This is a genomic window from Acinetobacter sp. Q186-3 (assembly GCF_013420655.1).
In the GTDB taxonomy this organism is placed as follows: Bacteria; Pseudomonadota; Gammaproteobacteria; order Pseudomonadales; family Moraxellaceae; genus Acinetobacter; species Acinetobacter indicus.
This window is the reverse complement of the sequence record NZ_VOXS01000006.1, coordinates 81,741-94,532: the sequence shown is the minus strand read 5'-3', so window position 1 is coordinate 94,532 and position 12,792 is coordinate 81,741. Positions and strand designations below refer to the sequence as shown.

Here is a 12,792-nt window from a genome sequence, read left to right as displayed (position 1 = left end):
TGTTCCTCTAGCCTGTTACGGTGCTGATGCTGGCTGAGACTGGAAGGCCTGACGCAGCACAGCCGGATCAGGATGATTCTGGATCGGATCATCCGGATAGTAGGCAATGTGCTTCACACCGGCCTGATAGAGTTTCTGAATTGTTTCCGCAATTTCCGCAGATGGAATTTTATTGCCATTACGCCAGTCGACGGCCTGCAATTCAAACACCGTTTTACGCAGCCCTTGCGGATACTGCTGCACCCGACTCAATAACTGCTGATAAAACTGCGCCGGATCATCGACCTGTTCCATATATGGCATGGCCATAATCGCGGTGAAGTCATAACGGTTTAGCGACTGTTCCAGCGACTGGGCATACCAGTTTTCTGAATAGGCCGACAGCGCCACCTGCGCATACAGGTTACGCGAGGTCTGCAAATAAGGCTGATACTGCCGCACGGTCTCGGCCAGCTCCATGGCAAAATCATCAATCACTTTGACTTTATAAGCTGTCCATTTCTGCAAGGCAGTATCATCAGCACGCAGTTGTGCCAGATCAGTCGCTAAGCCCTGCTGCTGATAGGCCTTTTTGGCCCAGCTGCTGGCATCTTCATAATCGGACAAGGTGGCATCATCATGGAAAATAATGCCGTTGAACTGTGCCGATTTGGCTAGATCTTCATAAATGCCTTTAATGGTGTTGCGGGCGCGCGGCGAAAATGGGCTTAAACGGTGATAGCCCATGTTCAGATGCTTACCGCTATGCGGCTGCTCGGTTTGCACCAGATCTTGGGCCACCGGATTCGAGGCGGGTAATTCCCAGGCAAATACCGGCATCCAGGCATAGACACGACGTACCTGAGTCCGGGTCTGGATTTGCCAGGCCACACGGTTAAACAGGTCGGCACGCATTGGAATATAACGGTTCGGGAAATAGACCAGATCGGCCGAGCCATTGCCATCCGGATCAGAAAATGCCTGCAAATATACGGTATTGACGCCAATCTGCTGAATCCGGTCCAGCAATAAGCCTAAATTACGTTCCTGCTGCTGCGGGTCCGGATCATAAATATAGTCAATATCGACATGCATGATCTTTTGCGGACGATCATTGTCCGTGCGCTGCTGCTGATGTTTCTGGATTTCTTTGGCCAGTAGCGCTGCATCCATGTGTTTTTGAATCAGGATTCGCGGCAATCTGGAAAAACTGTTTACAGGTTGATTCTCGGCATCATCTAGCGTCAGGCTGATTGGCATCTTCAGTTTTTCAGCAATTTTTACCGTATGCAAGTTATAGCGACCATAGGGCCAGACCATAATTTTTGGCGCTTTCAGGCCATGTTTTTGCAATAGGCGCTGATTGGCTTTTAAGTCCTGCTGAATACGTTTCTGATAAGCGTTGTTATCTTCATAACGCTGCTGCTGCGGAAAATAGGCACGTGCTACGGTGGCCGGCAATTCATTGCCCTGCGGATTGGCCACAATGCCTTTATGCAGGTCATAACTGTGGCTGGCAATTTCCACCAGACCGCTGGCCTGTAATTCTTTTAACTGTGCCCAGCTTAAAAAATGCTGGCGTGACACCAGTTGCCCGCCAAAATTAACCTGTTGCTGTTCTGCTGGTTCTAACCAGCGCCCAACCACCGACAACACGGCCGGAATATTCCGCTGTTTTAAAACAGGATAGACATGCTGATAAAAACTTTGATAGCCATCATCAAAACTCAACAAGACTGATTTTTCCGGTAGCGCCTTGTTGTGTTGCTGTGCCTCTAACAGTTGCTGACTGCCAATAAACTGAAAGCCATTTTGTACCAGCCAGTCCAGATGCTGCTGCAATTGTTTAGGCTCAATCGCATATTCAGGCATTAACGGTTGTGGTTCAGAAGTGACTTCGTGGTAGGCAAGGATCGTCAAGTTTTTCATTTCATTTCCCGCCTGTGCCCAACCCATGAGCATACTACAAAGAAAGAAAACAAAAATCTGGACCGCTTTAATAAACTGAAATAGAGGAGACATAAGGCGCGCGGAATTCATGGTACAGACAAGAAGATACGATGCTACATTCGAGCAATTGCGCAGATTCAACCATTATTTTATTATTATTTGTGTATACATTTGTTAATTAATCCCGTTTTTTTGCTTTTTGCCCTTGCTTTCAAAATAAAGCAATAAAATATTTATCATTTTATATCATTCACTTAGTTTTACTTATTTTTTAGCCACCCGCCAACGGGTCAGTTGATAATTTTCTAAAGTGTATAGGCTTTTCCAAGCCCAAAATGTGACCTGGTTTTCACTTTTAAATTCTCACTATTTGATACTGAAGCATTTTTCAAAAAGCTAATCCATCTGCAAAAATGGAAATGTGGAGATCATTTTGAGCTGAATCTTCATGGCTGAAATAGTATGGATTGAGCCATCTAGATGATTGGAAGTGGGCCGATGAAATCATGCCCTTTACCCTCCCCTCTCTGGCATATTGTGCAGGCTTAGGGTTTAATGACATTTGCCCCAAGTGCACATGGAGAAAAGATGCAAACGCTCGTATGCTATAAACAGCTGCCGATCTGGACACAAGACACTATCCCACCCGGCTTTTTACGCCAGCACAATACCAAAGCCGGCACTTGGGCCCAACTGAAGGTTTTAAAAGGTGAATTGCGTTTTGCCTTGCTCGATGAAGCAGGCATGCTGTTGTCTGAACATCTGTTTAGCCCGGAGCAGCAACCGCCCATGCTTGAACCGCAGGTGTGGCACAAGATTGTTTCAGCCAGTGCCGATATTGAATGTCAGCTCAGCTTCTACTGCACAGCCGATGACTACTTTGCCAAAAAATATAAACTGACCCCGACCCATTCAGAAATTCTGGCCGCACAGCCATCTTTACAGGGCAACACGGCGCTGGATGTTGGCTGTGGCAGTGGTCGTAATGCGCTGTTTTTAAGTCAGCACGGTTTTCAGGTCGATGCCTGGGATGTCAATGCCCAAAGTCTGGAGCGCCTGAACGAGATTATTCAGCAGGAACAGATTCAGAGCATTCATACCACGCTACGGGATTTAAATATTAATCCACAGATTCAGGGTCAATACGATTTTGTGTATTGCACGGTGGTGATGATGTTTTTACAACCCGACACCATCCCGACTTTGATTCAGCAGATGCAGCAGGCCACCAAAGCTGGTGGCCTTAACCTGATTGTTTGCGCGATGGATAGTGAAGATTATCCGATTCAACCGGACTTCCCTTTTAGCTTTAAAGCCGGTGAGTTAAAAGCTTATTATGAAGGCTGGACTTTGCTGAAATACAATGAAAATGTGGGTGAACTGCACCGTGTCGATGAACAGGGCAAGCGTATTCAACAGCGCTTTGCGACATTATTGGCACAGAAAACAGCGTAAAAAATTTATCCTTACATATAAAAGCTGATCATCTGGATGATGGGTCGGCTTTAGAGAAAGAATAAAAAACAGTGATAGTCAGCAAGTTTAATAACTTGCTGATGATTCAATAATTATTGGATAAAGCGACTTAGAAAACGTTACAGCAGATATTCCCAGATCACATAGCCTAGACCAAAACCAATCAATGAGTACAGCGTAATAATAAAGAAGACAAAACTCGCGCTATTTTTCTTTTTTAAAAAGCTCATTGGGATCTCAACGGTAGAATCTGTTGTCACATCTTACCCCAATTTGAGGATTTTTAAAGAGAAATTGGAGTTTATCGTGCTGACTAAAAAAATCCAGAAGTGCAATTACTCATCACTCGAGACTGTAAATTAAATTGTGTAATTGCCTGAATTTGCTATGTTCATATTCACAACGGAGTCAGGCAATATGATGAACGAACAACAACTAAAAGACCTTGCAGCAGAATTTACTAAAGGAATCAAAACAGAAGACGATCTCAACCAATTCACCCGATTGTTGACCAAACTCACTGTTGAAACGGCTCTTAATGCCGAACTTACCGAACATCTCGGACATGAAAAAAATGCCCGTAAATCTGGCTCAAATTCACGCAATGGTTATTCTAGTAAGACTGTACTTAGCGATGATGGGGAGATTGAGATCACCACACCACGTGATCGTGATGGCACTTTCGAACCTCAGTTGATTAAGAAAAATCAGACCCGTATCACGCAAATGGATAGCCAGATTCTATCCCTTTATGCCAAAGGCATGACCACCCGTGAAATCGTTGCTACCTTCAAGGAAATGTACGATGCCGATGTATCTCCAACGCTCATTTCCAAGGCGAACAGCACTGCTGTGAGGATGCCGTCAATGAGCAGGTTGCTGAATGGCAAAACCGTCCGCTGGATGTGATCTATCCCATCGTTTATATGGACTGTATTGTGGTTAAAGTCCGTCATAATGGCAGTGTCATCAACAAGGCTGTATTCCTTGCCTTAGGCATTAATCTTGATGGACACAAAGAACTGCTCGGCATGTGGATGGCTGAGAATGAAGGTGCCAAGTTCTGGCTGAATGTCCTAACTGAGCTTAAAAACCGAGGGTTGCAGGATATTCTGATCGCCTGCCTTGCGAAGCAGTGCTTCTCAGGACTAAAAGGCTTTCCTGATGCCATTAACAGCGTATACCCGCAAACCCATATCCAGCTGTGCATTATCCACATGCTGCGCAACAGCTTGAAATACGTGTCATGGAAAGATTACAAGGCGGTCACTCAGGATTTAAAAGCCGTTTATCAATCACCCACTGAAGAGGCAGCCTTGATGGCCCTGGATCAATTTGCCCAAACATGGGATGACAAGTACCCACAGATCAGCAAAAGCTGGCGTACGCACTGGGAGAATCTGAATACCTTCTTTGCTTATCCAGCCGAGATACGCAAAGCCATCTACACTACCAACGCAATCGAGTCATTAAACAGCGTAATACGCCAAGCGATCAAAAAACGTAAAGTCTTTCCAACGGATGATTCTGTACGTAAAGTGATTTACCTGGCAATTGATGCAGCATCTAAAAAGTGGAATATGCGCGATTAGCGACTGGCGTTTAGCCATGAGCCGCTTTATTATTGAATTCGGTGACCGCTTAAGCAATCACCTTTAAATTGATGAAAAGCAATTACACAAAATTATTTACAGGCTCCATCACTCTAAAATAGAGTTGCAATTTTTATTCTGTTTTATAAAAGCATGGTACGCGGATTCAATTTATAGGGCTTATATGTCGATTGTAATCTTCTATTATGCTTTTTATCTCTAAACAAACTTGTATCTTTTATGTCCAAGCTCAATCATTTTTGCCAATCTATTTATTGATCATTCACCGATATGAACATTATCTTATCGCTCCAACACCTCATTAGGTAAAACAAACTCTAACTTAATATCGTATGCAGTCACTGTCCGTGTACACTTTGGTTTATCTAGCCCTTTACATTTTTCATGACGGTCTAATTTATTGTTTTTTTTAAATCAAATTAATAAGAAATAAAAATCTCCTCTTAAAAGAGCGGTCGTACATTCTATTATTCTTCACCATCAAACTGCCAGAATACAATCCCCCTATCACTTTTAAAATCAGGAAAGATATCTCCCTGTTTAAAATATTGACGTGAATTTTCTTTGGCAAATGTATACCAGTAGCCGCTGCATGGGGATAAGAACAAGCAAGAAATTGCAAAATTAAGCGTGGCACACACAGCATAAGGCCACTGATATTTCTACTTGTTGAAATAAAAATGTGGCAAATAAAAAAGCCACTTACATAAATGGCTGATTTATAAAATAAATTCTGGTGGAGGTGGCGGGAGTTGAACCCGCGTCCGCCAACACTACGCTCGAGAATACTACATGCTTAGATATCGTCTATTGTTTTAACACTTTAAGACCCGACGAACAGGGTTCAAAGTGCGATCCTCTAAGTTTGGTATAAAGCCCCGAGGCTTGGCTCTATACGGACTTGTGTGCGTTCGCTTCGGTCGGGTTCACTGACCACAAGTATTCAGTGAAGCGGACAAGCGGCCCTTAGGCAGCTAGAGCGTAAGTTTCGTCGTTTGCGACTATTTAAATGCAAATTTGATTTACGAGAGAAAATGCGCTCTCGGCATGCATCTATGAGTTTCATCATCAGCGTCGAAGCCAATAACACCCCCAGACTACAGCGCCATCATAGCATAAAAGTTGAAAATTACGAGATCATTTCACAACTATTCACCGCAAGTTCTGCGCTTAATAACATAATTGCGCTAATATTTTAAATTTCAAGTCAGATAACAGTATAAATTATGACTTATTTACTCGCCCTTGATCAGGGCACGACCTCAAGTCGCGCGATTATTTTTAATGAACATGGGCAGGTTCAGGCCAGCGCGCAACGCGAAACCCAAATCAACACCCCGCAATCCGGCTGGGTGGAACAGGATGCCCAGGAAATCTGGAGCAGCCAGATGGCTGTGGTGCAACAGGCGCTAGCATCTGCACGGATTCTGGCCAAAGATATTCAGGCCATTGGCCTCACCAACCAGCGGGAAACCACCATCGTCTGGGACAAACGCAATGGCCAGCCCTTGGCGCCGGCCATCATCTGGCAAGACCGGCGCGCAGCCGACTGGTGTAATCAGCTGCTGCAACAGGGACTGCAACAAAAAATACAGCAGACCACCGGATTATTAATTGACCCTTATTTTAGTGCCGGCAAGCTGGTCTGGTTGCTTAAGCATATTCCCGGTCTGGCCGAACTGGCAGCGCAAGGTCATGTTGCCTTTGGTACCGTCGATAGCTGGCTAATCTGGAATCTGACCCAAGGCGCCGAGCATGTAATTGAAGTCAGCAATGCCTCACGCACCATGCTCATGAATTTACAGACCCAAAGCTGGGATGAAGAATTGCTGCAACTTTTTCAGATTCCCGCTTCGGTCTTACCAAAAATCATCAGTTCCGATCATTATGTAGCTGATACCGCTGCCGGCTTACTCGGTGCCCGAATTCCAATCAGCGGCATTCTGGGCGATCAGCAATCTGCCCTGTTCGGCCAGTCCTGCTTTGAGCCGGGCATGGCCAAAAACACCTATGGCACCGGTTGCTTTATGCTGTTTAATACCGGTTCGACACTGCAATACAGCCAGAATAAGCTGCTCAGTACCCTGGCCTGGCAATGCCAGAACCAGACCCATTATGCGCTTGAAGGCAGTGTGTTTATGGCTGGCGCGATTGTGCAATGGCTGCGCGATGGTTTGGGCATCATTCAACAGAGTGCCGAGGTCGAACAGCTGGCCAGTCAGGTCCGCGATACCGATGGCGTGGTGCTGGTGCCGGCTTTTACCGGTCTAGGTGCGCCGCATTGGGACAGTGATGCACGTGCCCTGCTCTGCGGTATGTCGCGTGGCACTCACAAAGCCCATATCGCCCGGGCAGCGCTTGAAGCAATTGCCTTTCAGGTGGCCGATGTTCTCAGCGCGATGCAGTCAGATATTCAGCAACCGCTCAAAGAATTACGGGTCGATGGCGGCGCCAGCTGTAATGATATGCTAATGCAGTTTCAGGCCGATCTGCTCAATGTGCCAGTGTTAAGGCCGCAAATGCGAGAATCCACCGCCTGGGGCGCAGCGGCAATGGCCGGGCTTAAATCCGGGGTGTTTAACAGCTTAAGTGATATTGCCGATAACTGGCAGCTGGAACGCGCATTTGAACCCGGTATGGGAGAAGATCAGCGTCAGGCACATTTGCAAAAATGGCAACAGGCGCTAAAACGTGCCCGTTCCGATCTTTAAACGGCGAATACCCGCGAAATCGCTCAAGCTTGATTTTTACGCTATTCACCGCGACTGATCCAAATAAAAAACAGGCCCGATTGAGCCTGTTTTTTTATCTGCCAATCAATCCATTTGGATTAATAAGCATAAGACGCAATTGCGGTGGCAATGGCTTTATGTTCATCATTGACCAGAGTCATGCGCATGGTACAGCCTTTACGGCCCAAACGCAGGGTTTCAGCACGGGCCGTAAAATATTTGCCTCGCCCCGGCGCCAGATAATCCACCCGCATATCCACCGTGGCCAATCGGGTCACTTTCTTGATGGTATCAGGTAACTGCTCCGGCTCGGTGCGCTTATACAGCTCGCCCATCGCCACAATCCCGCCCACACTGTCCAGAATTGTCGCAGCAACCCCGCCATGTAAAATCTGGAAAGCCACATTGCCAATCAGCTGCGGCTGCATCTCGATATAGGCTTCAATCTGCTGATCCACCACCCGCATCTGCATGCCGTTATGCTTGAAAAATGGTGAACTGTTAAAGGCCTGACACAATTGCTGTAAGACGACATCAATATCTACTTTCGAACCCAAATGAATGCCTCCGGTCCACTTTTTTGCCATATCGCTCATAAATTGGCCAATTACCTTAAATTGAGAAAAAACGCATGTATTTTGCCCCACAATCCTGTTTATGGGTCTACAATATTGCCTAGTTTAATACTGATCAGTGAGATTGTTATGACTTATACGTTCAATCGTCCCGCATTTCCTGCCACTCGTATGCGTCGTATCCGTAAAAATGACCAGCTACGTGCCATGGTGCGAGAAACCCAGCTCACGGTTGATCATCTCATTTATCCAGTATTTGTTTTACCCGGTCAGAACCAGACCCAAGATATTCCAAGCATGCCCAACATTCAGCGCCTGTCGGCCGATCTGCTGCTGAAAAAAGCCGAACGCCTGCTGGAACTGGGTGTGTCTAAACTGGCGCTGTTTCCGGTCACCCCACAAGAAGATAAAAGTCTGACCGCCGAAGCTGCCTGGCGCGAAGATGGCCTGGTACAAAGCACGGTCCGTTTACTGAAAAAAGAACTCCCGGAGATGGTGTTGATTACCGACGGCGCCCTCGATCCGTACACCACCCATGGTCAGGATGGCATTATTGATGACAGTGGTTATGTGCTGAATGATGAAACCGTAGCAGCCTTAATCAAGCAATGCTTAAGCCATGCCGAAGCCGGTGCCGATGTGGTTGCGCCAAGCGACATGATGGATGGCCGTATTGGTGCTATCCGTCAGGCACTGGAAGCACAAGGTCATATCTATACCAATATTATGGCTTACTCGGCCAAATATGCTTCCAGCTTTTATGGCCCGTTCCGTGACGCCGTCGGCTCGGCCAGCAATTTAAAAGGCGGCAATAAATACAATTACCAGATGGATATTGGCAACCGTGCAGAAGCGCTGCATGAAATCGCGCTGGATATTCAGGAAGGCGCCGACATGGTGATTGTCAAACCGGGTATGCCGTATCTGGATATTGTCCGTGAAGTCAAAGATACCTTCGCTGTGCCGACTTTTGTCTATCAGGTCAGTGGCGAATACGCGATGCTGGCTGCTGCCATTCAAAATGGCTGGTTATCCGACAGCGTGATCATTGAATCGCTGATGAGCTGCCGCCGTGCCGGTGCCGATGGCATTTGGACCTACTTTGCAGAAGAAGCCGCACTCAAACTCAAAGACATGAAATAAGGATATTGCCACTGCAATGAAGCACATTGCTATGATTGGCGCCGGCATTAGTGGACTGATGTCGGCGCTGGAGCTCTTGGAACAGGGCTGCTCAGTCAGTATTTTTGATCAGCAGCAATCTGGTCAGGCGGCCTCCTGGGCCGGTGGTGGTATTCTCTCTCCAATGTATCCGTGGCGTTATCCGGCTGCGGTAAATGTGCTGGCGCAATCGGCCAAAACTGAATATCTGCGCTGGAATGCCAAACTTCAGCCTGACACCGGCATTGATTTTCAGATCCATGAAACCGGTATGCTGATTTTTGATGAAAGCGATTTTGACATTGGCCTGAATTTTGCCGAGCAGTTTCAGCAACCGATGCAGCAGGCAAAGCATCTGCACAGCGCCGAACTGCATCAGCTGAATCCGCATATTTCCGCACAGTTCCAGCAGGCCATCTATTTCCCGCAGCTGGCCAATGTGCGTAATCCGCGTTTATTACAGTCAATTCTGTGCTATTTAAAGCAGCATCCACGGGTGCAGCTGTTTGAACACTGCCCGATTGAACTCCTAGAACTGCACGGTCAGCAGGTATGCGCTATTGTCGATCAGGCCGGACAGCGTTATCAGGCCGATGACTATGTCTTGACCACCGGGGCCTGGTCAGCGCGCTGGGCCGAGCAGCTTGATGTACAGATTCCGGTACGTCCGGTGCATGGACAGATGGTGCTATTCAAAACTCCAGAAAACTGGCTGCCCACCATGTGCATGAATCAAGTCATGTATCTGATTCCGCGTCAGGACGGCCATATTGTCTGTGGTTCCAGTATGGCAGAACAGGGCTTTGATACCCGTTTGAATGCCGATACCACGGCCAATATTCTGGAGGCCAGCTATGCCATGGTGCCAGCCTTAAAAGACCTGCCCATCGTCAAGCAATGGGCCGGTTTACGCCCGGGCTCACCAGACGGCGGTATTCCCTATATTGGCTTGATGCCAGCGTTTGACAATCTGTGGGCCAATTTTGGCCATTTCCGCAATGGCTTATGTATGGCACCAGCCTCTGCGCGTTTGCTGCGTCAACTGCTATTGGGCCAGACCCCGGATGTATCTCCTGAGGCTTATAGTCCCGCCCGTTTACAGCATGCTGCACTGGCCAGTTAAGATTGGAACAATTCCCCTACCCGAGATGAGGCGAAGGGAAAATACGTCAGATGATTTAGCCCTGATGCTATGAACCAAACATTTTCGCCGCCATCCGCTGCGCCTGTTTGCCATAAAACCAGTACGTCAGCAGATACAGCGGAATGGCAATTAATAACCACATAATCACCACCACGCTTAAAAATTGCGGCTGCTGTAAATACAGCAGAAAATCCTGCCAGATGGTTGGATTCTGACGGGAAAAAATCCAGATGCCGAGTAATAAAAAGGCCAGATTATAGCCCCAGAAAATCAGGCTAAAACCCAAGGTCAGCTTTTTACGCTCGGCCTGAGACGGTGCGCGCTGCTGCTGTTTTAAAAATTTAAACAGCACCCAGATCATGGCAACCAAGTAAGGCACTGCGGTTAAAATGCCGCCCACACCTGCCGGTAACAATGCAGCCAGTACCCCGCAGATACAGGTAAAGATCAGACAGAAAAATAAAAACCAGAGAAAATAACGTGTTAGAGAAATCATTAAACTGTCTACCTGAGCCATAAGCAACTAGTATAAAAAAAATTAATTTTTTTTGCATGATCCTGTCAACCGTTGTGCCCGAACAGGCGTTATATAGGGCACAAGCTTCATCTCCGGCGAATTTGTAACGGCATCCACAAATTTTTCGGGAAGCTTTGCTAAAGCAATAAGCGAATGTGAATCAAGTTTTTGTATAGCAGCCAAATGCTTTGTTCATCGCACTTTTTATTTGGCCGACGATTTATCATCACTCGAATCGTCGGCTTTTATTTGTCTGGCCTTTGCTGGTGAGCAGCACTCATCTTCAGGACAATAAAGATTAAACGTCAGCGTTTTATACCGGTACAGAATTTTAAATTTCGCCCTCAGCTATAGTATGCTTGCCTAAAGCAAAACAGGTTGATGACATGGCAGTGCATTTTTTTCATACGTCAGATTGGCATTTGGGGCAATTTTTCCATAACCACGATCGTGAATATGAACATGCACAGTTTTTAGACTGGTTATTAGAACAAATCCAGGAAAAACAGCCGAATGCCCTGTTTATTGCCGGGGATATTTTTGATGTGATTAACCCGGCCTCCAGCGCGCAGCGCCAGCTGTACCAGTTTCTGGCCGATGCCCACGCCATTGCACCGCACATGCAGACCCTGATGATTGCCGGCAACCATGACTCCGGCTACCGCATTGAACAGGTGGAACCGTTGCTGGCCAAGTTTAAGGCCAAGGCGGTTGGGGTGATTCAGCGCAATGCCGACAACCAGCTGGATCTCGACCGTTTACTGGTGCCAATTTATGATGCCGAAAACAAAGTTATTGCCTGGTGTCTGACTCTGCCATTTTTACGCACTGCGGAAATTACCGGACTGAATGAGCAGACCCAGAACGCCCAGAATGCGATTGCCTATTTGCATCAGCAGCTGATTGCCGAAGCCAAACGCCGTAAAACGGAAGATCAGGCATTAATCCTGATGTCACATGCGCATATGCAAGGCGGCGAAACTTCAGATTCAGAACGGCCGATCATTATTGGTCATGAAGAAGCACTTTCCACTGCCCTGTTTGATGATGTGATTGACTACGTCGCGCTGGGCCATCTGCATAAACCACAAAAAGTCCAGCATCCACATATCCGCTATAGCGGCTCGCCAATTCCGCTGTCTTTTAGTGAAATCCAGTACAAGCATCAGGTGCTCGAGGTCAAGATTGACCCGCAGGTTGCGCCCGAACAGCGCCTGCAACTGGACTCACTGCTGATTCCGCGCAGTGTACAGCTGCACCGTATTCGCGGCAGTCTGGATGAAGTGTTTCAGCAACTGAAAGCCCTCCCGCAAGGTACGGTGGAACGCATCTGCCAGCGTGATTATCTGGAAATTGAATACAGCACCGATGTACCACCACCGGTCGATTTACGCCAGCAGATTGAACAGACCTTACCGGAACAGCGCTATCGCCTGTTACGCATTTGCCGGGTCTACACCCCACAGGAAGATCAGGCCGCAGATCAGTCCAAAATTGATCTGGCCCCGCCCACACCGGACAGCTTATTCAAACAGTTGTGGAGCAAAATGGGCTATCAGCCGGATGCCTCGGTCGAGCGAGATTTTATGCAGCTGCTGATTGAAGCGCAGCATAGCCTTGAACAAGAACAGCCATAAGGATCAGA

At 47.2% G+C, this 12,792-nt stretch carries 9 protein-coding genes, 1 other RNA gene and 2 pseudogenes; 6 read left to right on the top strand and 6 right to left on the bottom strand.

The features are described 5' to 3' along the window. Window positions 1–15 precede the first annotated feature (15 nt). Window positions 16–1,941, bottom strand: a complete 1,926-nt coding sequence (gene pgaB / locus FTT64_RS07265) for a poly-beta-1,6-N-acetyl-D-glucosamine N-deacetylase PgaB (protein WP_227554609.1) — start codon at window positions 1,939–1,941, stop codon at window positions 16–18. Between the two features lie 576 nt (window positions 1,942–2,517). On the opposite strand from pgaB, the gene tehB reads away from it, so the two are divergent. Further along, window positions 2,518–3,384, top strand: a complete 867-nt coding sequence (tehB, locus tag FTT64_RS07260; protein WP_163145519.1) for an SAM-dependent methyltransferase TehB — start codon at window positions 2,518–2,520, stop codon at window positions 3,382–3,384. Window positions 3,385–3,524: 140 nt separating this feature from the next. Here the strand turns inward: tehB and FTT64_RS07255 are convergent, their stop codons facing one another. Continuing rightward, window positions 3,525–3,635, bottom strand: a complete 111-nt coding sequence (locus FTT64_RS07255; RefSeq protein ID WP_005179737.1) for a hypothetical protein — start codon at window positions 3,633–3,635, stop codon at window positions 3,525–3,527. A gap of 190 nt (window positions 3,636–3,825) precedes the next feature. Here FTT64_RS07255 and FTT64_RS07250 point away from each other — a divergent pair. After that, window positions 3,826–5,064, top strand: a pseudogene (locus FTT64_RS07250) (IS256 family transposase). 236 nt (window positions 5,065–5,300) lie between these two features. On the opposite strand, the pseudogene FTT64_RS14425 reads toward FTT64_RS07250, so the two are convergent. Continuing rightward, window positions 5,301–5,405: pseudogene (locus FTT64_RS14425) on the bottom strand (hypothetical protein); the annotation flags it as partial. Between the two features lie 347 nt (window positions 5,406–5,752). Beyond that, window positions 5,753–6,112: a transfer-messenger RNA gene (gene ssrA, locus FTT64_RS07245) on the bottom strand. A 132-nt stretch (window positions 6,113–6,244) separates the two neighbouring features. Between ssrA and glpK the strand changes: the two genes are divergently transcribed. Continuing rightward, a complete protein-coding gene (gene glpK / locus FTT64_RS07240; protein WP_075175175.1) occupies window positions 6,245–7,729 on the top strand; it encodes a glycerol kinase GlpK in 1,485 nt (494 codons plus the stop codon). 119 nt (window positions 7,730–7,848) lie between these two features. Here glpK and FTT64_RS07235 read toward each other — a convergent pair whose 3' ends face one another. Continuing rightward, window positions 7,849–8,346: a thioesterase family protein gene (locus FTT64_RS07235; protein ID WP_034597877.1), complete on the bottom strand. Its 498-nt coding sequence runs from the start codon at window positions 8,344–8,346 to the stop codon at window positions 7,849–7,851. Window positions 8,347–8,454: 108 nt separating this feature from the next. Here FTT64_RS07235 and hemB point away from each other — a divergent pair, with 108 nt between their 5' ends. Further along, entirely contained in the window at window positions 8,455–9,468 is a 1,014-nt protein-coding gene (gene hemB / locus FTT64_RS07230; protein ID WP_005179750.1) for a porphobilinogen synthase, read from the top strand. Between the two features lie 16 nt (window positions 9,469–9,484). Then, the gene (thiO, locus tag FTT64_RS07225) at window positions 9,485–10,609 is read left to right on the top strand and encodes a glycine oxidase ThiO (RefSeq protein WP_180182217.1); all 1,125 of its coding nucleotides are present in this window, start codon (window positions 9,485–9,487) and stop codon (window positions 10,607–10,609) included. A 67-nt stretch (window positions 10,610–10,676) separates the two neighbouring features. Here the strand turns inward: thiO and FTT64_RS07220 are convergent, their stop codons facing one another. After that, complete coding sequence (locus tag FTT64_RS07220; RefSeq protein WP_034598225.1) at window positions 10,677–11,126, bottom strand: ABZJ_00895 family protein; 450 nt, start codon at window positions 11,124–11,126, stop codon at window positions 10,677–10,679. A gap of 407 nt (window positions 11,127–11,533) precedes the next feature. Here FTT64_RS07220 and FTT64_RS07215 point away from each other — a divergent pair, with 407 nt between their 5' ends. Continuing rightward, the gene (locus FTT64_RS07215) at window positions 11,534–12,784 is read left to right on the top strand and encodes an exonuclease SbcCD subunit D C-terminal domain-containing protein (RefSeq protein ID WP_180182216.1); all 1,251 of its coding nucleotides are present in this window, start codon (window positions 11,534–11,536) and stop codon (window positions 12,782–12,784) included. The last annotated feature ends 8 nt before the right edge of the window (window positions 12,785–12,792 follow it).